This is a genomic window from Nocardiopsis sp. NPDC101807 (assembly GCF_044766605.1).
Lineage (GTDB): Bacteria > Actinomycetota > Actinomycetes > Streptosporangiales > Streptosporangiaceae > Nocardiopsis > Nocardiopsis tropica.
The window spans coordinates 708,689-730,613 of record NZ_JBIWMK010000001.1; the positions used below are offsets into that span (position 1 = coordinate 708,689).

The 21,925-nt window shown below is 74.0% G+C and carries 16 protein-coding genes; 4 read left to right on the forward strand and 12 right to left on the reverse strand.

Translation table 11 applies throughout. From position 1 onward, the window contains the following. Positions 1-21 precede the first annotated feature (21 nt). The 7 genes from murC to ACIRPH_RS03130 all read right to left on the reverse strand — a co-directional run bounded on the left by murC (position 22) and on the right by ACIRPH_RS03130 (position 10,267). Positions 22-1,488 carry a UDP-N-acetylmuramate--L-alanine ligase gene (gene murC, locus ACIRPH_RS03100; RefSeq protein WP_402908577.1) on the reverse strand — a complete coding sequence of 489 codons (1,467 nt, stop codon included), beginning with the start codon at positions 1,486-1,488 and terminating at the stop codon, positions 22-24. Further along, positions 1,485-2,645 carry an undecaprenyldiphospho-muramoylpentapeptide beta-N-acetylglucosaminyltransferase gene (gene murG / locus ACIRPH_RS03105; protein ID WP_330159622.1) on the reverse strand — a complete coding sequence of 387 codons (1,161 nt, stop codon included), beginning with the start codon at positions 2,643-2,645 and terminating at the stop codon, positions 1,485-1,487. Before murG ends, murC begins: the two co-directional genes overlap by 4 nt. Next, a complete protein-coding gene (gene ftsW, locus ACIRPH_RS03110) occupies positions 2,642-4,066 on the reverse strand; it encodes a putative lipid II flippase FtsW (RefSeq protein ID WP_402908580.1) in 1,425 nt (474 codons plus the stop codon). The genes murG and ftsW overlap by 4 nt, the downstream gene beginning before the upstream one ends. A gap of 164 nt (positions 4,067-4,230) precedes the next feature. Next, complete coding sequence (gene murD / locus ACIRPH_RS03115) at positions 4,231-5,703, reverse strand: UDP-N-acetylmuramoyl-L-alanine--D-glutamate ligase (protein WP_402908582.1); 1,473 nt, start codon at positions 5,701-5,703, stop codon at positions 4,231-4,233. Positions 5,704-5,708: 5 nt separating this feature from the next. Next, positions 5,709-6,782 carry a phospho-N-acetylmuramoyl-pentapeptide-transferase gene (gene mraY / locus ACIRPH_RS03120; RefSeq protein WP_267945821.1) on the reverse strand — a complete coding sequence of 358 codons (1,074 nt, stop codon included), beginning with the start codon at positions 6,780-6,782 and terminating at the stop codon, positions 5,709-5,711. Continuing rightward, positions 6,779-8,227 (reverse strand): UDP-N-acetylmuramoyl-tripeptide--D-alanyl-D-alanine ligase, encoded by a 1,449-nt coding sequence (gene murF, locus ACIRPH_RS03125; RefSeq protein WP_402908584.1) that lies wholly within the window; start codon positions 8,225-8,227, stop codon positions 6,779-6,781. The genes mraY and murF overlap by 4 nt, the downstream gene beginning before the upstream one ends. A 372-nt stretch (positions 8,228-8,599) precedes the next feature. Next, positions 8,600-10,267: a UDP-N-acetylmuramoyl-L-alanyl-D-glutamate--2,6-diaminopimelate ligase gene (locus tag ACIRPH_RS03130; RefSeq protein ID WP_402908586.1), complete on the reverse strand. Its 1,668-nt coding sequence runs from the start codon at positions 10,265-10,267 to the stop codon at positions 8,600-8,602. 212 nt (positions 10,268-10,479) lie between these two features. Here ACIRPH_RS03130 and mmuM point away from each other — a divergent pair, with 212 nt between their 5' ends. Beyond that, positions 10,480-11,421: a homocysteine S-methyltransferase gene (gene mmuM / locus ACIRPH_RS03135; protein ID WP_402908588.1), complete on the forward strand. Its 942-nt coding sequence runs from the start codon at positions 10,480-10,482 to the stop codon at positions 11,419-11,421. Positions 11,422-11,517: 96 nt separating this feature from the next. Here mmuM and ACIRPH_RS03140 read toward each other — a convergent pair whose 3' ends face one another. From ACIRPH_RS03140 to mraZ, 4 genes are all read right to left on the reverse strand, one after another. Continuing rightward, the gene (locus ACIRPH_RS03140) at positions 11,518-13,497 is read right to left on the reverse strand and encodes a peptidoglycan D,D-transpeptidase FtsI family protein (protein WP_402908590.1); all 1,980 of its coding nucleotides are present in this window, start codon (positions 13,495-13,497) and stop codon (positions 11,518-11,520) included. Then, a complete protein-coding gene (locus ACIRPH_RS03145) occupies positions 13,494-13,919 on the reverse strand; it encodes a hypothetical protein (RefSeq protein ID WP_402908592.1) in 426 nt (141 codons plus the stop codon). The genes ACIRPH_RS03140 and ACIRPH_RS03145 overlap by 4 nt, the downstream gene beginning before the upstream one ends. A 9-nt stretch (positions 13,920-13,928) precedes the next feature. Beyond that, entirely contained in the window at positions 13,929-15,008 is a 1,080-nt protein-coding gene (gene rsmH, locus ACIRPH_RS03150) for a 16S rRNA (cytosine(1402)-N(4))-methyltransferase RsmH (protein ID WP_402909497.1), read from the reverse strand. A gap of 280 nt (positions 15,009-15,288) precedes the next feature. Then, positions 15,289-15,720: a division/cell wall cluster transcriptional repressor MraZ gene (mraZ, locus tag ACIRPH_RS03155; RefSeq protein ID WP_402908594.1), complete on the reverse strand. Its 432-nt coding sequence runs from the start codon at positions 15,718-15,720 to the stop codon at positions 15,289-15,291. 434 nt (positions 15,721-16,154) lie between these two features. On the opposite strand from mraZ, the gene ACIRPH_RS03160 reads away from it, so the two are divergent. The 3 genes from ACIRPH_RS03160 to ACIRPH_RS03170 all read left to right on the forward strand — a co-directional run bounded on the left by ACIRPH_RS03160 (position 16,155) and on the right by ACIRPH_RS03170 (position 20,991). Beyond that, positions 16,155-17,147, forward strand: coding sequence for an AAA family ATPase (locus ACIRPH_RS03160; RefSeq protein WP_402908596.1), 993 nt, complete (start codon positions 16,155-16,157; stop codon positions 17,145-17,147). Positions 17,148-17,386: 239 nt separating this feature from the next. Further along, on the forward strand, positions 17,387-18,607 hold the full coding sequence (locus ACIRPH_RS03165; protein ID WP_402909500.1) for a DUF58 domain-containing protein: 1,221 nt from the start codon (positions 17,387-17,389) through the stop codon (positions 18,605-18,607). Positions 18,608-18,615: 8 nt separating this feature from the next. Further along, on the forward strand, positions 18,616-20,991 hold the full coding sequence (locus ACIRPH_RS03170) for a transglutaminaseTgpA domain-containing protein (protein WP_402909503.1): 2,376 nt from the start codon (positions 18,616-18,618) through the stop codon (positions 20,989-20,991). Positions 20,992-21,493: 502 nt separating this feature from the next. Here the strand turns inward: ACIRPH_RS03170 and ACIRPH_RS03175 are convergent. Next, positions 21,494-21,901: a DUF3040 domain-containing protein gene (locus ACIRPH_RS03175; RefSeq protein WP_267945829.1), complete on the reverse strand. Its 408-nt coding sequence runs from the start codon at positions 21,899-21,901 to the stop codon at positions 21,494-21,496. Between the last annotated feature and the right edge of the window lie 24 nt (positions 21,902-21,925).

The following is a 21,925-nucleotide window of genomic DNA, read 5'->3' on the forward strand; positions in this document are numbered from 1 at the left end:
TCCTCTTCTTCTCTCCCGCGCCTACCGGCTTCCGGGCGCTCCGTCGGCCGCCTCGGCGATCGCGTCCACGATCAGCGGCCCCAGCTCGGTCACGTCCCCCGCGCCCATGGTGAGGACGATGTCGCCCGGCCGGACCAGTCCGGCCACCGTCCGCACGGCCTCCTCGCGGCCCGGCGCGTACCGCACCCGGTCGTGGGGGACGCGGGAGGTGATCAGCTCACCGGTGACCCCGGGCTCGGGGTCCTCCCTGGCCGCGTAGACCTCCATCACCACGACCTCGTCCGCGAGGCCCAGCGCGGTCGCGAACTCCTCGGCGAAGATGCGGGTACGGCTGTACAGGTGCGGCTGGAACAGGGCGACGACCCTGCCCCCGGGCGCCGGCCCCCCCGCCTCGTCCCCGTCCTCGGCGAACGAGTCCAGCGCGGCGCGCGTGGCCCTCAGGTCGGCCTCGATCTCGGTCGGGTGGTGGGCGTAGCTGTCGTAGACGGCGACGCCCCCGGCCTCGCCCTTGATCTCGAAGCGGCGCGCGGCCCCCGCGAAGTCCGCGATGCCCTCCACCGCGACCTCCAGGTCGTGGCCGAGCTCGTCCGCCACGGCCACGGCCGCGGCGGCGTTGAGCACGTTGTGCCGGCCGGGGACGGCGAGCGTGCCGTCGATGGGCTCGCCCTCGGCCGTGCGGATCGTGAACTCGGTCGTGAAACCGCGGGCGCGCACCCGGGTGATCCGGTAGTCGGCGTCCTCGGCCTCGCCGTACGTCAGGACCTTCTTGCCGCGCTCGCGGGCCAGCTCCGCGACCTGCCGGGCGCCCGGGTCGTCGATCCCGACGATCAGGGTGCGCCCGACGCGGTCGACGAACGCCGCGAAGTTGGCGTGGATCTCCTCGATGCCGCTGTAGTTGTCGAGGTGGTCGGCCTCGACGTTGGTGACCACGGCGACCTTCGGGGAGAGCATGAGGAAGGAGCCGTCGCTCTCGTCGGCCTCCACGGCGATGACCTCGCCCAGGCCGGCGTCGGCGCCCAGGCCGGTGGTGACCAGCTTTCCGCCGATCACGTAGCCGGGGTCGACCCCCAGGTGCTGGAGCACCACGGTGACCATGGAGGTCGTGGTGGTCTTGCCGTGGGTGCCGGAGACCGCGATGCCCTCGCGGCCCAGCAGGAGCGCCCCCAGGGCCGCGGCCCGGGGCAGGACGCGCAGGCCGCGGCGGCGGGCCTCGACGAGTTCGGGGTTGTCCTCGCGGATCGCCGAGGAGACCACGAGGGTCTCGGCGGCGCCGAGGTTCCCCGCGGCGTGGCCGACGTGGACGTCGGCCCCCATCTGCTCCAGCTCGCGCAGGGTGTCGCCGTCGCGGGCGTCGCTGCCGGACACCTCGACCCCGGACTGGAGCAGGACGCGGGCGATGCCGGACATGCCGGCCCCGCCCAGGCCGATGAAGTGGGTGCGGCCGAGCTTGTCGACGGGGACCGGCTCGGTCGGACGGACCAGGCTCATCGGGCGTCCTTCCCGTCGTCGTAGAACGCGTCCTCGCCGTCGTCGTCGGACAGCGGGATCTCGGGGGTGGGGCGGTCGCCGCGGGCGACGGCCATGACCTCGCGGGCGAGTGCCATGTCGGCGTCGCGGCGGCCCATCCGGGCGGCGGCCTCGGACATGGCCACGACCCTGTCGGTGTCGGTGAGCAGCGGGATGAGCTGGTTGACGATCCACTCCACGGAGATGTCCGCGTTGTTGATCATCAGGCCCCCGCCCGCCTGGACGATCGGCTCGGCGTTGAGCGCCTGCTCGCCGTTGCCGATGGCCAGCGGGACGAAGGCGCCGGGCAGGCCGACGGCGGTCAGCTCGGCGCAGGTCATCGCACCGGAGCGGCACATGGCGACGTCGGCGGCGGCGTAGGCCATGTCCATGCGGTCCACGTAGGGGACGGCCACGTAGGGCACGCCCGCCTGGGTGAGGTCCTGGGGCTCCTCCGCGTTCTTGGGGCCGACGACGTGCAGGACCTGCACGCCCCGGTCGCGGAAGGCGTCGCGGGAGGCGAACGCGGTCTCGTTGAGGCGCTGCGCGCCCTGGGAGCCGCCGAAGATCAGCAGGGTGGGGAGGTCCGGGCGCAGGCCGAAGTAGGTGCGCGCCTTGTCGCCCATGGCGAGCCGGTCGAGGGTGGTGATCTGCTGGCGCAGGGGGATGCCGACGAAGCGGCCGTTGCGGATCTGGGTGTGGGGGTGTCCGGTGAACACGTGCGGTGTCATGCGCGCGCCGAGCCGGTTGGCCAGGCCCGGGAGGGGGTTGGCCTCGTGCACGACGATGGGGATCCGCCGCCGGCGCGCCGCCAGGTAGCCGGGGGTGGCCACGTAGCCGCCGAAGCCGACGATGACGTCCGCCTGCAACCGGTCCAGGTGCTCGCCCGCCGCGCTCAGCGCGCCGGCGAGCTTGCCCGGGACGCTGAGGAGCTGCGGGGTGATCTTGCGGGGCAGCGGGACCGCCGGGATCAGACCCAGCTCGTAGCCGCGCATGGGCACCAGCCGGGTCTCCAGACCCCGCTCGGTTCCCAGGCAGAGGATCTCCGTGCTGGGGTCGATGCGTCGAAGCGCGTCCGCTAGGGAGAGCGCGGGCTCGATATGCCCGGCCGTGCCGCCTCCGGCGAGGGCTACCCTCATCGTTGCCGATTCCTCCTTGGCCGGTCACCCGCCGGGACCGGTCCGTTCCTGTGCTTGGCCGTTGTCCTGCCGCCGCGGGGGCCCGGCGTACGCGGGCCTCGTCCTGCGGCGACGCGCCTGGAGGTCGTTCCGCCCCGGTTGTTCATCGAGGCCACGAAGTTCTCCAGGCCCAGCCAGCTTAGAGCCCTTTGTACCTGACTCGGACCCCGGGCCTCCAGCGCCCTGGCGGCCTGGGGCTCGGCCTTGGCGAGCGCGAGGAGCACGCCGAGGGCGACCATGGTGGTGATCAGCGACGAGCCCCCGTAGGAGACCAGCGGCAGGGGGACGCCGGTGACGGGCAGCAGCCCGATGACGGCGCCCACGTTGATCATGACCTGTCCCATGAGCCAGGTGACGATCGCGAAGGAGGCCAGGCGCGGGAACGGCTCCTTGACACGGGTGGCCACCCTCAGGCCCGCGTAGCCGAGCACGCCGAACAGGGCGAGCACCAGGAGGGTCCCGATCAGGCCGAACTCCTCCCCGATGATCGCGAAGACGAAGTCGGACTCGGCGAAGGGGAGGAACCCCCACTTCTCCCGGCTGGCCCCGATGCCGACGCCGAAGATCCCTCCGGTGCCCAGCGCGTAGAGGCCGTGCAGTGACTGGTTGCCCGAGCCCAGCGGGTCGGCCCCGGGGTCGAGGAAGGAGGTGACGCGCGCCATCCGGTAGGGCTCGATCGCGATGACGATCACGGCCAGCGCCAGGACGAGGCCGAACATGGTGACGAAGAGCTTGCCCGGCGCCCCCACCACCCACAGCAGGCCCAGGAACGTAATGAGGAACACGAGGGCGGTGGAGAGGTTGGACCCGAGGAGGACCAGGAGCACCAGGAGCCCGCACCCGGGCAGCAGCGGGATGAGGAGGTGCCGCCACTCGGTGAGCTCGCGCAGCTCGTCCTTGCGGGCGAGGATGTTGGCGCCCCACAGGGCGAAGGAGAGCTTGGCGGGTTCGGAGGGCTGCACGACCAGTCCGCCGACGTCCAGCCAGCGGGTGGCGCCGTTGACCTCCACGCCCTGGAAGACGGTGAGCAGCAGCAGCGCCACCGAGAGGATCATGGTGGGGTAGCCGACCAGGCGGAACAGCGCCTGGGGCATGTGCGAGGCCAGGATCATCAGGGGCAGGCCCACGACGGCCGACACCAGCTGCTTCTGGAAGAGCGAGAAGGAGGAGCCGGTCTCGGTGATGGACTTGACCATGGTGGAGGACAGCACCATGACGAGGCCGAGGGCGATCAGGAGGACCGCCGTGCCCAGGATGAGGTAGTAGGAGGTGAGGGGGCGGTCGAGGGACCGGGCCCACTCACGCCACAGGGCGTGCCCGCGCCCTCCGGCGTCCGTCCTCGCCTTGGCCCGGGCCATTCCTGGAACCGCTGTCGTCGCCATCCACACCCTCCGCACGATTCGCGCCTCAATACTGGCGCACGCCCGGGTCGGGAACCGTGGACATTTCCCGCGTGTTGGCCATCTTTGGCGACCGGTCGGGTGGCGGTGGGCACAGCGGACGCCGCCCGCGCGGACTTCGTCACGTACGGGCGGCGTCCGGTCACTCAGGGCAGGCGGTGCACGGCCTCGGAGAACAGCCGTCCGCGCTCGGGGTAGTTGGTGAACATGTCCATGGACGCGGCGGCCGGGGCCAGCAGCACCGTGTCGCCCTTCCGGGCCATGGCCGCGGCCTCGGCGACCACGGCGTCCATCACCGTGTGGCCCGCGGGCGCGTCCGGGGCCGGGCCCTCGACCTCGACCACGGGGACGGCGGGGGCGTGCTCGGCCAGGGCCTCGCGCAGCCGGGCCCGGTCCGCGCCGATCAGTACCGCGCCCCGCAGCCGGCCGGCCGCCGCGGCGACCAGGTCGTCGACCGCGGCGCCCTTGAGCAGGCCGCCGGCGATCCACACCACGGACGCGTAGGCCCCGAGCGAGGCCGCCGCGGCGTGCGGGTTGGTCGCCTTGGAGTCGTCCACGTAGTCGACGCCTCCGACGGAGGCCACGTGCGCGATGCGGTGGGGCTCCGGTCGGAACGCGGCCAGGCCGGCCCGCACCGACGCCGGTGCGACGCCGATCGAGCGGGCGAGCGCCGCCGCGGCCAGGGCGTTGGCGACGTTGTGCGGCGCGGCCGGGCGGACGTCGGCGAGGGTGGCCAGCTCCTCGGCGCTGCTGCCGGGGTCGGCGGAGAAGGCCCGGTCGACGAGCAGGTCCTCGACCACTCCCAGCTCGCCGGCCCTCGGGGTGTCCAGCCGGAACCCGACGAGCGGGGCGTGCGGGTCGCCGTCCTCCTCCGCCAGGCGGACCGACCAGGCGTCGGCCGTGTTGGCGACCCTGATCGTCCCGGGCGCGAACACCCTGCCCTTGGCCCGGGCGTAGGGGTCGAGGCCGCCGTGCCAGTCCAGGTGGTCGGGGGCCACGTTGAGGACGGTGGCGGCGTGCGGGCGCACGCTGCTGGACCAGTGGAGCTGGAAGCTGGACAGCTCCACGGCCAGCACGTCGTGCACGTGGCCGTCGGCGTCGGGCAGGACCGCGTCGACGATCGGCGTGCCGACGTTGCCGACGGCGAGCGCGTCCCGCCCGTCCGCGCGGAGCATGGCCTCCAGCATCCGCACGGTGGTGGTCTTGCCGTTGGTCCCGGTGATGGCGAGCCACACCTGGTCCGCGGGTTTGAGGCGCCAGGCCAGCTCGACGTCGCCGATGACCTCGGTCCCGGCCTCGGCGGCCCGGACCAGGAGCGGGGAGTCGGGTCGCCAGCCGGGCGAGGTGACGACCAGGTCGCAGCCCTCGGGCAGCGGGGTCCCGCCGAGGACCACCTCGGCCCCGGCGTCGGCGAGTTCGGCGGCGACCGGCCGGACGGTGTCGTCGTCGCGGCCGTCCACGACGACCACGCGGGCCCCGCGGGCCAGGAGCGCCCTGGCGACCGGGGGCCCGGACACTCCCAGACCGGCGACGCAGACCAGTCGTCCCTCCAGGCCGGCCCCGCCCGGTGCGGGGTCGGCCGCGGGACCGGGCCGTGTGTCGGAAGAGTGGTTCGGCATGCCTTCTACCTCGGCATCCATTCGAGATAGAAGAGTCCGATGGCGATCGCCACGAACAGGCCCTGGATGATCCAGAAGCGGATCACGATGGTGGGCTCGGCCCACCCCTTGAGCTCGAAGTGGTGCTGGAGCGGCGCCATGCGGAACACGCGTTTGCCGGTGAGGCGGAACGACGTGATCTGGATCATCACCGACATGGTGATGATGACGAAGAGGCCGCCGATGAGCAGCAGCAGGAGCTGCGTGCGGGTGGTGATGGCCAGGCCCACGATGAGGCCGCCCAGCGCCAGGGAGCCGGTGTCGCCCATGAAGATCTTGGCGGGCGGCGCGTTGAACCACAGGAAGCCGATGCACGCGCCGAGCGCCGCGGCGGCCACCACGGCCAGGTCCAGGGGGTCGCGGACCGTGTAGCAGCTGTCCGACAGGTAGGACACGCACGACTGCCGCAGCTGCCAGTTGCCGATGATGACGTAGGCCACCAGGGACAGGATGGTCGCGCCGGTCGCGAGGCCGTCCAGGCCGTCCGTCAGGTTCACCGCGTTGGAGAAGCCGACGATGAGGAAGAGCGCCCACAGGATGAACAGGCCCAGCATCAGCGGGGGCCCGAAGTCGCGCAGGAAGGACAGGCTGGGGGCCGCGGGGGTGTAGCCGTACCCGTTGGGGAACTGGGTGACCCCGTAGGCGAAGCCGATGCCGATGACGGCCTGGCCGACCATCTTCGCGCCGCTGCGCAGGCCGAGGCTGCGGCGCTTGTAGATCTTGATGAAGTCGTCGAGGAAGCCGACGCAGCCCATGCCGACGAACAGGAACATCACGAGCAGGCCCGAGGCGGTCGGCCCTGTCGAGGAGGGCTGCACCAGCCACAGCACCAGGTGGGACCCGAAGTAGCCCACCACCGCGCCGAGGATGACGACGATGCCGCCCATGGTGGGCGTGCCCTGCTTGGTCTTGTGGCCCTCGGGTCCGTCGTCGCGGACCTCCTGGCCGAACTTGAACCGGTACAGCAGTTTGATGAGCGGCGGCATCAACGCCATGGAGACGATGAGCGACAGCGCCGCCGCGATGGAGATGCCGATCACTGGACATCACCCTTGGTGATGAGGTCGATAACCCTTTCGAGCGCTGCCACCCGCGATCCCTTCACAATGACGACGTCTCCTGTGCGCATGCGTTCGCGCAGCGCCGCCGCGGCCGCCCCTGCGTCCGCGACCCGGATGCACTCACCCCGCCACTGCCCCTGCCGGGCAGCGCGTTCGGCGCCGACGGCGATGCCCTCGGCCGCCTCTCCGACCACGATCAGGTGGGCCACGCCCGTGCGGGCGGCCAGCTCACCGATCTGCTCGTGTTCGGCTCCGCCGTCCTCGCCGAGCTCCGCCATGTGGGCGAGCACCGCGATGGAACGGCGGTTGCGGGCGAGCGCTTCGAGTGTGGTCAGCGCGGCCCGCACGGACTCGGGGTTGGCGTTGTAGGCGTCGTTGACGAGCGTGGCACCGTCGTGTTCGGTGACCTCCATCCGCCACCGGCTGACCGGGGTCGCGGCGCCGAGGGCGGCGGCGACGGCGTCGATGTCCATACCGAGTTCGTCGGCGACGGCGGCGGCGGCCAAGGCGTTGTGCACCTGGTGCGCGCCGACGAGCGCCAACCTCACCTGGGCGGTGCGACCGCCCAGGTGGAGTGTGAAGGAGGGGGCCCCGGAGTCCTGGAGGACCACGTCGGTGGCGCGCACGTGCGCGTCCTCGCCCTGTCCGTAGGTGACGACCCTGGCGCGGGTGCGCGACGCCATCGCGCTCACCCGGGGGTCGTCGGCGTTGAGGATGGCGACACCGCCGGAACCGCGGTCCGCCGAGCCGGGCGGCAGGGCCTCGACCAGCTCGCCCTTGGCCTTGGCGATGGTGTCGCGGTCGCCGAACTCGCCCATGTGGGCGCTGCCGACGTTGAGGACCACGCCGATCCTGGGCGGGGCGACCTCGCACAGGTGGGCGATGTGCCCGACGCCGCGCGCGGAGACCTCCAGGACCAGGTTGCGGGTGCCGGCGTCGGCGCGCAGCACGGTGAGCGGGTGGCCGATCTCGTTGTTGAAGGAGCCGGCCGGGGCGACGGTCGGGCCCAGCCCGCCGACGACCTGCGCGATGAGGTCCTTCGTGGTGGTCTTGCCGGAGGACCCGGTGACCGCGACGACCTCGGCCGCGTCCGCTCCGCGCCGGACGTCGCCGAGTTCCCGCGCCACGTACCGCGCGAGCCGGGCCAGGGCCGCGACGACCCCGTCGTCGCCCCCCTCCGCCAGCAGGTGCGGGGCCGCCACGGGGCGTGAGGCCAGGACGGCCGTCGCTCCGGCCGCGGCAGCGGCTCCGGCGAAGTCGTGTCCGTCGACGTGTTCCCCGGTCAGGGCGACGAAGAGCGCTCCTGGCGCTGCCTGCCGCGAGTCGATGACTACGGGACCGTCGACGACGGCGTCGGGGCGCGCTGATCCGCCGATGGCGGTTTGGGTGATCTCAGCGATCCGATCGAGCGTGAGCGCGATCAAATCCACTCCTCATGTCAGGCCCGGCCCACGGCACCACAGGGGCTGTTGGCCACCGGCCGGAGTCAGGTCAGGGGATGGCACCGCGGATGCCGTGCGCGCGGTGCCGCGCCGGCTCACCGGGGCCGCGTCGGCGGGCTACGCCATGGGCGCCACCGTGGGCGGTCGGGCTGCGATTGCCGGACCTACCTTAGAACACATTGCGGTGTCCGGGGTCCCGCCGGGCCCTGTGTGGAGCAATATGGTCCACTTCGTGACCGGCAGTGTCCGTGTGACCAGTGATCCGCGCGCCCCGGGCGGCGGGGACGCACGAGGGGCGCGGACCGTGTCCGCGCCCCTCGTCCCGAACGGAGGCCGCCCGGGAGTGTTGTGGGGTCATCCCTCGTCAGGGACCCTGTGGATGTCCTGGAGGGCGACGCCCAGCCGTTCGCGGGAGCTCACGGCGAGGTGGTCGCCGATGGCCCGGCGCAGCACCTCCCGGTCGTCGAAGGGCAGCACTTCGCCCTTGACGTACTGGCCGGTCTCGTGGCCCTTCCCCGCGACGACGATCACGTCGCCCGGGCGGACGCGGTCCACCGCGATGCGGATGGCCTCGGCCCGGTCGAGTTCGACCGTGACGTGGGCGCGCTGGTCCTCGGGGACCTTGGCCACGCCCTCGAGCATCGCCGCGGCGATGGAGACGGGGTCCTCGGTGCGGGGGTTGTCGTTGGTGATGACCAGCTGGTCCGCCAGGCGTGCGGCGGCCTCGCCCATCAGGGGGCGCTTGGCGCGGTCGCGGTCCCCGCCGCAGCCGACCACCATGGTCACGTAGCCGTCGGTGGTGGAGCGGAGCGCGGTGAGGACCGCCTCGATGGCACCGGGTTTGTGGGAGTAGTCCACGAGCGCGGTGAAGTCCTGGAAGGCGCGGGGCACGTCGTCGACGACCACGGGCTCCATGCGCCCGGGCACCCCCGGGGCGGCGGCGACGCCGGCGATCGCGGTCTCCAGCGGCAGGCCCGCCTCGACCAGGCCGACGATGGCGGCCATCGCGTTGGAGACGTTGAACGGCCCGGGCAGGCCGACGGAGGCCTCCGCCTCCATGCCGCCCGGACCGACGATCCGGAACCTGCTGCCCGTGGCCCCCAGGTCGACGTCCACGGCCCGCCAGTCGGCCTCCATGGCCGTGGCCGGGTCGGCGTCGGTGAAGCCGTCCACGGCGAAGGTGGTGACGGGGACCGTCCCGTCGGCCTGCACCATGTCCACCAGGGCGCGGCCGAACCGGTCGTCGGCGTTGACGACCGCGATGTCGCAGTACTCGGGGGTGAACAGCCGCGCCTTCGTGTCGAAGTAGTCGCGCAGGTCCGGGTGGAAGTCCAGGTGGTCCTGGGACAGGTTGGTGAAGATCGCCACGTCGTAGCGGGTTCCGCCGACCCGGCCCAGGGCGAGGGCGTGGCTGGAGACCTCCATGGCGGCGGCCGTGACGCCCTCCTCGCGCATGAGCGCGAACAGGCCGTGCAGGTCGGTGGCCTCGGGTGTGGTGAGGGAGGAGGCGACCCGCTCGTCCCGCACGCGCATCTCCACCGTGCCGACGAGGCCGGTGGTCATGCCGGCCCGGCGGAGCCCGGACTCGACCAGGTACGTGACCGTGGTCTTGCCGCTGGTGCCCGTGGTGCCGATCAGCAGCAGGTCCTGCGCGGGCTCCTTGAAGACCCAGGAGGCCGCCGCTCCGAGCGCGGCCCGCGCGTCGGGGACGACGATCACGGGCAGGCCGGTCGCGGCGGCGCGCTCGGCCCCGGCGGGGTCGGTGAGGACGGCGGCGGCTCCCGCCTCGGCCACCTGCCCGGCGAAGTCCGCGCCGTGGGCGCGTGTTCCCGGCAGCGCCGCGTACAGGTCTCCGGGTCCCGCCTTCCGTGAGTCGTGGGTGATGCCGCGTACGTGCACCTCCCTGCCGGGCACCTCGGCCGTGTGGTCCGCGCCGAGGTCCGGGCGCAGGAGTGTGGCGTCCGGCCCGAGCAGCGCTGCGAGGGCGGACAGGGGACGAAGTGGCGTGTGTTCAGGTCGCATTACCGGTGGCACGTGTGGAGGTTAACCGCTGCGGACGACCGGTCGGTAATTTCCACGCTGCGTGCGGCGGGGATTCTCCGGCGGGCGCCGGCCGGGCCCCGCGGCCCCGCGCCGGGACCGGCGGGGGCACGCCGCGGGCCGGGCCCGGAGGGGCGGGTCCCGGGGCCGCGCCCCGCCGCGCCTACCCTGGAAGTCTCACGGGGGAGGGCGACGTGGTCCGAACGGTGCCGGGCGTGTCCGGCGGGCGCCCGCTGGTGCTCGACGGCGGGCTGGCGACCCGCCTGGAGTCCTACGGCGCCGACCTGCGCGGCGGCCTGTGGTCGGCGCGGCTGCTGGCCGACGGGCCCGAGCTGATCCGCCGCGCGCACCGGGACTACTTCGAGGCGGGCGCCGACGTGGCGATCTCCGCCGGGTACCAGGCGAGCATCCCGGCCCTGGAGGCCCGGGGGCACTCGCGGCGCGAGGCCGCGGGGCTCCTCGCCAGGTCCGTGGAGCTGGCGAGGGCCGAGCGCGACGCGTTCGGCTCGGGCCTGGTCGCCGCCGGGGTGGGTCCCTACGGCGCGGCCCTGGCGGACGGGTCCGAGTACACCGGCGACTACGACCTGGACGAGGACGGCCTGTACGCCTGGCACCGCGAGCGGTGGCGCGTGCTCGCCGGCGCGGGGGCGGACCTCATGGCCTGCGAGACGGTCCCCTCCCTGCCGGAGGCCCGGGCCCTGGCCCGGCTCCTCGCCGAGGTCCCCGGGCCGCGCGCGTGGATCAGCTTCTCCTGCCGCGACGGCGAGCACCTCAACGACGGCACCCCCCTGAGCGGGGCGGTCGCCGAACTCGCGCCGCTGTACGCGGCCGGGAGGCTCGTCGCCGCGGGCGTCAACTGCACCGCGCCCCGCCACGTCCCCTCCCTGGTCCGCGCGGTGGCCGCGGCGGGCCTGCCCGCGGTCGCCTACCCCAACTCGGGGGAGGACTGGGACGCGTCCGGCCGCCGGTGGACGGGCTCCGGCGACCCGGAGGGGTTCGGCGGGGCCGCGGTGTCCTGGTACGAGGCCGGGGCGGTGCTCGTGGGCGGGTGCTGCCGCACCGGCCCCGAGCACGTCCGCTCCGTGCGCGCCCGCCTGGACGCGCACCTGGGCCGCGGGGCCGACCGGCGCACCTGACACCGGGGCCCGGGGCCGTCTGCGGCGGTCCGCGTGCCGGGGCGCGTCGCGCGGACGCCCCCGGCGCCCGCGCCGGCTCGGCGCGGGCCCGGCACGCTAGCCCGCGTCCTCCTCCGACAGCCGGATGGCGGGCGGGTCGGTGTCCGTCGGCGGGACCTTCAGGGACTTCAGCGCGAAGGACATGATGTCGTTGAACACCGGGCCGGCCGCCTCGCCGCCGTAGTAGGTGCCCTGCGGGTTGTGCAGGACCACCTGGACGACGATCTCCGGGTCGTCGGCGGGCGCGAAGCCGGAGAAGGACGCCGTGTACCCGCCGTCCTCGTAGGTGCCCGTCTCCGGGTTGATGCGGTTGGCGGTGCCCGTCTTGCCCGCGACCCGGTACCCGTCGATGCGTGCCTGCGGCGCCGTGCCCTCGTCCCCGGTGACCGCCTCCAGCATGAGCGCGAGCTGTTCGGCGGTCTCCTCGCTGAGCACGCGGCGCCGCTCGGGCTCCTCCGCCGGAGTGAACTCCCCGTTCGTGTCGACCGTGCCCGCGACCACCGTCGGCGCGACCCGCACGCCCCCGTTGGCGACGGTGGAGTACACCGAGGCCATCTGGGCGGCGTTGACCGTCAGGCCGTGCCCGATGGAGACCGACGGGAGCTGGGTGCCCCACCAGTCCTCGGGCGCCGTCAGCACCCCGGCCTCCTCACCGGGCAGGTTCAGCCCGGTCGGCTGGCCGATCCCGAAGTCCTCGATGTAGGAGTGCAGGACCCCGGCCCCCACCTGGTCGGCGATCTTGATCGTGCCGACGTTGCTGGACTGGGCCATGATGCCGTTGACCGTGAGGCGCTGCGTGCCGTTGTTGCTGGAGTTGCGGAAGGTCTGGTCGTAGTACTGGAGGGAGTAGGGCACGGTGTACACCGTCTCCGGCTCGGTGAGCCCCTCCTCCAGCGCCGCACCGACCGTGATGACCTTGTTGGTGCTGCCCGGCTCGAAGGTCTCCGCGACCGCCCCGTTGGACCACTGCTCGGGCCCGGTGGAGTCGATGTCGGCCTGGGAGTACGTCGGGAAGTCGGCCATCGCGAGGATCTCCCCGGTGCCGACGCGCTCCACGACGACGCTGCCGGCGACGGCGTCCAGCTCCTCCACCCTGTTCGCGAGGGTCTGCGCGGCGTACCACTGGATGTCCTGGTCCAGGGTCAGCCGGACGTCCTGTCCGGGCACGGGCTCGCTGACCAGGCCCCCGGCCATGGGGATCTGGGTGCCGTCGATGCCGACCTCGACCTGCCGCCGGCCCGACTCGCCCGCCAGGGTGCTGTCGAGGTAGCCCTCCAGCCCTTCCAGGCCGTGGCCCTCCGAGCCGACGAACCCGACCAGGTCGGCGGCCCCCGTCTCCTCGGGGTAGACGCGGTCGTAGGCCACCTCCGCGCCCACGCCGGACAGGCCCAGGTCGCGCAGCCCCTCCCAGTCGCGCGGCAGGACCTTCGTGGCCACCACCTGGTAGCGGGAGGGCCGGGCGTCGACCTTCTCGGCGACCTCGGCCTCGTCCAGGCCGAAACGGGTGACGAGCTCGTCGATGAGCTGGTCCCGCTCGTCCTCCTCGACCTCCTCGGGGTCGACGAAGACGTTGCGCACCTCCACCGACAGGGCGAACGGGTTGCCCTCGGCGTCGGTGATCTCGCCGCGCAGGGTGGGGATGTCGATGGTCTGGAGACGGGTCTGCGAGGCCGCCTCGGCGTACTGCTCCGCCTCCAGTCCCTGGATCTGCACCAGGCGGCCGGCGAAGAGGAGCATGATGACGACGATCAGCACGCCGCCGAACTTGATCCGGCTGCGCGGCTCCCCCCGCCGGAAGGTGCGGCGCAGCAGGGGCGGGGTCGGCGGCGGCCCCGGCCGGCGGCGCGCGGAGCCCCGCTCGCCGCCGCGCCCGCCGCGAACGGAACGCCCCTCGGACCGTGCCGAGGAGCGTGCGCGGGTGCCGCCGTCGGGGCGGCGGGGTTCACGCTGGGGGCGCTTGCTGGGCCCGGCCCCGGAACGGCCCGCCGCTCCGGGCCTGCGGGGGTCCCGGGGGCGTCGGTCCCTCGGCGCGCTCACTCACCGCTCCCGGCGCTCCCGGTGATCTCACCGTTCTCGGGGTCGAGGAAGCGCGGGGCCTGGCCCTGCTCCATGCCCATGGCCTCGGCCTCCTCCGCGATCCGCTCCGAGGCCTCCAGTCCCGCGACCGTGTTGCGGCGCTGCTGCTCCTCGTAGGCCAGCTCCCGGTTCTCCGCCTGGAGGCTGGCGATGGTGAAGGCCTCCTGGGCGACGACGCTGCGCAGCACCAGCAGGGCGACCAGCGCTCCGCCCAGCAGGCACAGGACGAGGAGGACGAAGGGGATGCGCGGCGCCGGGCGGGCGCGCGCCGCCCCGGCCCTGCGCCCGGGGGCGCGCCCGGACGGGGCGGGGGCGGCTCCCCCTCCCTTCCCGCTCCCGCCCTTGCGGGCCGCTGCCCGGCGCGTGTCCGTCCTCGTGCTCATCTGGTCTCCCTACTGCCGCGGCGGCCGAACCCGTTCGGCCGCCCGGAGGCGGGCCGACTGGGCGCGCGGGTTGCGTTCGTTCTCTTCGTCCGTGGGGAGCTCGGCCCCCCGGGTGAGGAGCCGGAGCTCGGGCTGCCTGTCCGGGAGGGGGACCGGCAGGTCCGCGGGCGTGGTGTCGGTGGCCAGCGCGGCGAGGGCCCTCTTGGTCATCCGGTCCTCCAGCGAGTGGTAGGACAGCACGGCGATGCGCCCGCCCACGCCCAGGCGGGAGACGGCCGCGGGCAGGGTGCGCTCCAGGATGGAGAGTTCGGCGTTGACCTCGATGCGCAGCCCCTGGAAGGCGCGCTTGGCGGGGTGCCCGCCGGTGCGGCGGGTGGCCGCGGGGATGGCCTCCCGGACCAGTTCGGCGAGTTCGCGCGTGGAGTCGATCGGACCCTGTGCGCGCCGCCGCTCGATGGCCCTGGCGACGCGGGAGGCGAAGCGCTCCTCGCCGTAGGTGCGCAGGACCCGCGTGAGCTCGCCGACCGGGTAGGTGTTGACGACCTCGGCCGCGGTCAGGGACTGGGTGCGGTCCATGCGCATGTCCAGCGGCGCGTCGTGGGCGTAGGCGAAACCGCGGTCGGTCTCGTCCAGCTGCGGCGAGGACACCCCCAGGTCGAGCAGGACGGCGTCGGCCTCGGTGACGCCCGCCTCGTCCAGCGCGCGCGGGATGTCGGAGTAGAGCGCGTGCACGAAGTGGGTGCGGTCGGCGTAGGGGGCGAGGCGCTCGGCGCTGCGCTCCAGGGCCGTGGTGTCGCGGTCGACCCCGACCAGGCGCATGGTGGGGCAGGCCTTGAGCAGGGCCTCGGAGTGGCCGCCCAGCCCCAGGGTGCCGTCCACGAACACGGCCCCGGGCCCGGTGAGCGCCGGGGCCAGGAGTTCGATGATCCGGTCGAGCATGACCGGTACGTGCAGCGGGTCCGTCCCGGCGCGGGCCGCGGCGACGCGGTCCCCGATGCCGCTCTCCCGCCCGGCTCCGTCCTCGGTGTCCTGGTGCTCGCGGGCCGGGCCGTCCCCTTCGGGCTGCTCCTGCTGCCGGGTGTCCCCCATGCGGTGCTGTTCCTCCACGCTTTCGCCGTCTCCCCCTGGTCGCCGCGGTAGCGCCACCATGGTGCGCTCCGCGGTGTCCTTCGCGTGGCCCGGCCGGGGTTCGGCAAGGCCTTCCGGACACGGCCGCTATTGTCCACCGTTCGGAGGACCCGTGTTCACGACCTGGCACCGGGGAAGTCGCGCCAGCTCGTGTGCGCCGTGTCCGGAGGCCGTTGCCGACCCCCGGCCTGCAAGGGTGTGGACTGTCGTGCCGCGCGTTCCGGCGGTGGCTCCGCCGGGTTCACAGCACCCCGGGCAGCACCTCCTCGGAGAGCTGCGCGAAGGCCTGCTCCTGCTCGGCCTCGTACTCGGACCACGCGTCGGCGTCCCAGATCTCCAGGCGGGTGTTGGCGCCGATGACGACGCACTCGCGCTCGAGACCCGCGTACTCGCGCAGCTTCGACGGGATGGTCACCCTGCCCTGCTTGTCGCAGGTCTCGTCGGAGGCGCTGGCGAAGAGGACCCGGCTGTAGTCGCGGACGGACTTGGCCGTGACCGGGGTGCTGGCGAGCGCGTCGGTGATGCGCCGGAACTCCTCCGTCGGGAAGACGTAGAGGCAGCGTTCCTGGCCCTTGGTGACCACCAGACCCCCCGACAGCTCGTCGCGGTACTTCGCGGGAAGGAACAGCCGCCCCTTCTCGTCGAGGCGAGGCGTGTGGGTGCCGAGGAACACACTCCCACCCCCTCACTCCCCGAAGTGGAGAATTCACCCTCTCCACGATGCTCCACCTTACTCCACTCTTCCCCACCGTCAACAGCTCCAATCGGGATCCACACCCCGAAGAATCCACAAATGCGCAGGTCAGGAGGGTGGGGCGGGCGAGGCCCGCGCGAACACCACCGGGTGTCGTCCGGCACTCTCCCCCCACATACCCTGCGACCTGCGAAAACGACCCCTCCTCGCGCGCGGGCGCGCGGAGGGAGCGGGGTGCGCCGCACGGGCACCGTCAATGCCCGGAAGAGCGATTCGGGCCCTTTGACCTCTTTGGTTGCCCGTGGAATCAATCGGCCGCCGATTCCGGCACTTTGGTTTGCAATCGCTCCGATTGGGCCTAGCCTCGGTTCCGAACACCGACACACGAAGCCATACGGAGCGGGAGGGGTCTCGTGTCACTCGGCACACACCACGGCGGTCGCGGGGGCGGCGTCCAGGAGGACGTCAGCGGAATCGTCGCCGTGGCGGACCGCGTCCGCGGCGCCATCGAGACGGTCATCGAGGGCAAGCCGGAGGTGCTGCGCATCGCCCTGACGGTCCTGCTCGCCGAGGGTCACCTGCTCATCGAGGACGTGCCGGGCGTCGGCAAGACCATGCTGGCCAAGGCCCTGGGACGGGCCGTGGACTGCTCGGTGCAGCGCGTCCAGTTCACCCCGGACCTGCTCCCCAGCGACATCACCGGCGTCAGCGTCTACCACCAGGACCGGCGCGAGTTCGAGTTCAACCCCGGGCCGGTCTTCGCCAACATCGTCCTGGGCGACGAGATCAACCGCGCCTCCCCCAAGACCCAGGCCGCCCTCCTGGAGTGCATGGCCGAGCGCCAGGTGAGCGTCGACGGGCAGACCCGCGCGCTGGAGCGCCCGTTCATGGTGGTCGCCACCCAGAACCCCTCCGACATGGAGGGCACCTACGCGCTCCCCGAGGCGCAGCGGGACCGGTTCATGGCCCGCGTGTCCGTCGGCTACCCGGCCCCGCAGGCCGAACTCGACATGATCGACTCGCACAGTGCCCGCTCCCCCCTGGACACCCTCGTCCCGGTGACCGACGCCGCGCAGATCCGCGACCTCGCCGACCGCGTGCGCGCGGTCCACGTCGCCCCCGGTATGCGCCGCTACGTCGTCGACCTGGTCAACTCCACCCGGACCAGCCCCGACCTGCGCCTGGGGGCCTCACCGCGCGCGACCCTGCACCTGGTGCGGGCGGCACGCGCGTACGCCGCCCTGGACGGACGGCACTACGTCGTCCCCGACGACGTGCAGGCGCTCGCCGTCCCGGTGCTCGCCCACCGCCTGCTGCCCGCTCCCGAGGCGCAGATGGAGCGCCTCTCCCCCGAGCAGATCGTCGCCAAGCTGGTCGCGCGCCTGCCCGTGCCCGGACCGCAGTAGCCGCGGCCCCCGCGGGGGCCGCGGCGTCCCGCTCCTCCCGCCTTCCCGCCTGTCCCGCCCGCCGGGTTCGGGCCGCCTCCGAGAGAGGGTCCATGCGTCCGCCCGACGTCCGCCACCAGGCGCCCCCCGCGCACACCCCCGCACCGGGCGTCAGCCGCGGGACCCCCTCCGCGCCGCCGCCCTCCGCCCCCCACCCGCAGGAGCGCCCCCGCCGGGCCCTCACCCCGCGCGGGGTGTTCATGCTCGTCTTCGGCGCGGCCGCCCTCGTGGCCGGCCTCGTCGTCGGTCAGCGCGAGCTGGTCGCCGTGGGCGTGCTCCTGACCGCGGTGCCGCCGCTCTCCGCCCTCACGGTCCTGGGGGCCGCCTCCCGTGTCGTGCACAGCCGGACCGTGGCGCCCCTCCGCGTGCCGGCCGGCCACGACGCCCGGGTCCTGGTCCGGATCGGCAACTCCTCCCCCGTCTGGCCGGTCGCCTCGCTGTCGGTCGAGGACACCCTGCCGGTCCCGCTGGGCGCCGAGCCCCGGTACACCGTGGGCCACCTCGGCCCCCGCTCCGTCCGCGACGTCTCCTACCTGGTCAGGCCGGCGACACGCGGCAACTACCCGGTGGGCCCGCTCCGCGTGGCGGTGACCGACCCGCTGGGGTGCGTGCGCGTCGGACGCCGGGTCGGGGCCCCGGCACACCTGCTCGTGACCCCCGTGACCGTGCCGCTGGCGTCGCCGGGGTCCGCCGACGGCTCGCAGGGCGAGGAGACCCCCCGCCGCTCGGTGACCGGGGCCGGTGAGCAGGACCCGGTGCCGCGCGGGTACCAGTACGGGGACGAACTGCGCAGGGTCCACTGGCGCTCCACCGCCAAGCACGGTGAGCTGATGGTGCGCCGGGACGAGCAGCACTGGCGTGAGAACAGCACGATCCTGCTGGACACCCGGTGGTCCGCCCACGGGGGGCACGGCCCCGCCGGATCCCTGGAGACGGCGGTCAGCGCCGCCGCCTCCGTGGCTCTGAGCCTGCTCGACGGCGGCCACGACCTGCGCTTCCACACCGAGCGCGGCCGGGTGCCGACCGTGAGCGCCGCAGGCGTCCTGGACGGCCTGGCCGTCGTGGAACCCTCCGACACCCCGGGGCTGCTCGGCGGCATCGGCCTGCTCGGCAACTCCCGCGGCACGTCCAGCCTGGTCGTGGCGGTCCTGGGGGCGCTGTCCCCCGACGAGGCCGCCGCCCTCGCCCGGACCGGGGGGCGGGGGGCGCGCGTGGCCGTGCTGTGCGCCCACGCCGCGTGGGCGGGTCCGGACGCCGCGGACGGCGTCCGCGACGTCCTCGCGTCCGCCGGATGGCGCGTCCTCGTCCTCTCCTCCCTCGCGGACCTGCCCCGGCTGTGGAACCTCGCGGCCGTCCGCACCGGAACGCACGGCCCCGTCCGGGCCGCCGCGCCCCGCACCCCCCGAAAGGGTCCGCGTTGAGAGCACTGATGCCCCTGGCGTCCCTGGTCTGCCTGCTGTCGGCGCTGCCCCTGCTGGGCACGGTCGTGCGCGGCGACACGTGGTGGGTCCCCGCGGCCCTCGTGACGGCCGCGGTCTGCGGGATCTCCGCGCTGTACCGGCTGAGCGGGTGGAACACCCTTCCCGTGCCGTTCCTCCAGCTGTTCGCGGTCGCGTTCCTCAGCACGCCCCTCTTCGCCCCCCACGAGGCCCTCCTGGGGCTCATCCCGACCTGGGACTCCCTGGAGCACCTGGCACAGGTGTTCGGGGAGGGCGTCGCCAGCATCGACGGCAACGCGCCGCCGGTGGCGGCCTCCTACGGGGTGAGGATGATCATCGCGCTGGTGTTCGCGGTGTTCGCGATGGCCTCGGACTTCCTCGCGGTGACCGCGCGCTGCCCCGGCATGGTCGGCGGCCTGCTGCTGGCGCTGGCGGCCGTCCCGCTGGTGGTGGACGACGCCGGCGTCGGGGCGGTGGCCGCGGCCTCCTGCGCCCTCGGCTTCCTGTTCCTCCTCGCGGTGGACATGTGGGTGCGCGGACGCGAGTGGGGCGCGCGCGTCCCCGACGGCCACGACCCCTCGGCCCGACTGCTCGGCCGGGTGCTCCGGGCGGCGACGGTGTCGGCGGCCTCGGCCGCGGCCGTGCTGCTGGCCCTGACGGTGCCGCTGGCGGTGCCCTCGCTGCGGAGCGACGCGTTCTACGCCATGGCCGACGGGGCCCGCATCGGCGGGGACGTCCTCACCACGACGCACCCGCTGGTCTCCCTCCGCCGAGAACTGGGGGCCTCCTCCGACCGCACCGTGCTGACCTACCGGACCGACGCCGAGCAGCCCGACTACCTGCGCACGTACGTGCTGAACGAGTTCGACGGCGAGAACTGGACGATGACGCCGGTCAGCGCCTCGGGCGACACCCTGGTCGGCGGGGAGCTCCCGCTGCCCACCGGGTGGGACGGGGAGCCCGACGACGGCCCGGTGACGACGCGGATCTCGCTGGATTCCGACTCACCCCGGATGGACTTCCTGCCGCTGCCGTACTGGGCGCGCTCGGTGGACGCCCCCGGTGAGTGGTACGCCGACCCCGACAGCCTCATGGTGTTCACCACCGACAGCCCGCCCACGGGCCTGAACTTCTCCGTGGAGACGGTGGACCGTGTCCCCACGGGCGACGAACTGGCCGCCTCCGGTGCCCCGGTCTCCCTCCCCGGCGACCACCGGAACCTGCCGAGCGGCCTGGACCCCTCGGTCCAGGCGCTGACGGACGGCCTCGTCGAGGGCGCGGAGTCGCCGTACGAGCGGGCCCTCGCGATCCAGGAGTACTTCACCGGGGGCCTGTTCACCTACGACCTGTCCCCGCCGGGGGTGCCCGAGGGCGCCGACCCGCTCTCCCACTTCCTTCTGGAGGACCGGGTGGGCTACTGCGAGCAGTTCGCCGGGGCCATGGCGGTCATGGCCCGGCAGGCCGACATCCCCGCGCGGGTGGCCGTGGGCTACACGGCCGGCGAGCGCATGGGCGACGGCCGGTGGGCGGTCACGGTGGGCGACGCGCACGCGTGGCCGGAGCTGTACTTCGAGGGTGCGGGCTGGGTGAGGTTCGAGCCGACCCCGGCCGCCGACGGCGGCGGGGGGCAGGGCTCGGCGACGGTGCCCGACTACGCGTCCGGCGACGGCGGCCCCGGGGAACGGCCCGCCCCGGAGCCCGACGCCCCCGACGCGGAGCCCTCCCCGAGCACGGAGCCGAGCGAGGACGCCGACGGGCCCGAGACCTCCCCCGGGGCGGACGAGGCGCCCGAGGACGAGGAGACCGAGCCCGCCGCGGCCTCCGGCGGCGACTCCGCCGCCGGACCGGACCTGTCCTGGCTCCCCGCCGCGGGAGGCGCGGTCGGGGCGTTGCTGGTCCTGGCGCTGCCCGCCCTGGCACGGATCCTTCTTCGCTGGTCCCGGACGGCTTCGGCGGCGGGCGGCGACCCGGCCGCGGCCGCGCACACCGCCTGGCGGGAGCTCCGGGACACCTGCCTGGACCTGGGCGGCCCGTGGGTGCCGGCCGAGAGCCCGCGTGCCACGGCCGAGCGGCTGTCCCGCTTCGGGGCGGGGACGGGCGGCGCCCGCACCGACGGCGTTCCGCCTCCCCTGTCCGCAGAGGCCGCCGCGGCGCTCCGGCGGCTGGCCCTGGCCGAGGAGTCGGCCCGCTACGCTCCCGCGCCGACCGGCGCCGAGGGACTGCGCGAAGACCTGGCGGCGGCCTGTGCCGGCCTGGCCGCCGCGGCGGGGAGGGGGGCCCGGGTCCGCGCGGTCCTGCTGCCCCGGTCCCTGGCGCCCTGGCGCCGTCCCCGGCCTGCTCGGGACCTCGCGACCGCGACGCCCTAGGGGTACCGGCCCGAGGGGTCGGTGAGGCGGGAGGGCCGCCGGGGGCGGTGTGGAACCGGTGGTGGTCGTCGTGGTGCGGTCATCCGGTGGACGCCCCCGCTTCTCGGCCTCGCGCCGGTCGGCGCGTGTCTCCGCGGGGCCCTCCCCCGCCGACGGGCGGCGCCGTCCCGGACGTCCCGGCGCGGGTGGGGGCACGGGGCGACGGGAGCCGCGGCGGCGCACCGTCCACGGGCCCGTCCCGGCCTCTCCGGGCCCGCAGCAGGGCCCCGGGAGGGCGGGGTTTCGGCCAGCCTCGAAGGCGTGTAACAAGCGCAGACCAAAGAGAAGTCTGAACTATTCCACGACGGGCGATTCGTACATGCCCCCACAACGACGTGGTGGGGCCCCGCGATACCCTGCGGGACCCCACCACGTGCCGGTGCGCCCCCGGTCCGGGGACCGGAGCGTACCGGCTGCTAACGCGTTCCCCCCGGTCGCCGGAGGCGGCCGGGGAGGAACGGTGTCACTCCTCGCCCTCCTGGCGACGGCGCCAGCGCTCCTCGAAGCGGTTCATCATGCCGGGGCGACTGCCGCCCCTGCGCTTCTGCTTGGGCTCCGCCGCGGCGGCCGCGGCCTCGGCACCCCCGCCGGACGCCTTGCGCCATGCGTTGGCCCCCCACAGGAAGCACGAGAGCATGACGAGGAAACCGAGGACGCTGATGGTGACCTGGACAGCGGTGGACTGGAGCATCAGCCCCGTCATCAGCAGCACCACGCCGACGACGAAACCGAGCCCGGCCTTGATGATCCAGCGCTTGTAATGGACCGCGGGGTTCGTCTGCCGAACTGTGTTCGCGAACTTCGGGTCCTCGGCATACAGCGCCCGCTCGATCTGGTCGAGCATGCGCTGCTCGTGTTCAGAGAGCGGCACGGCGCCTCCCTACGACAGTCCCCG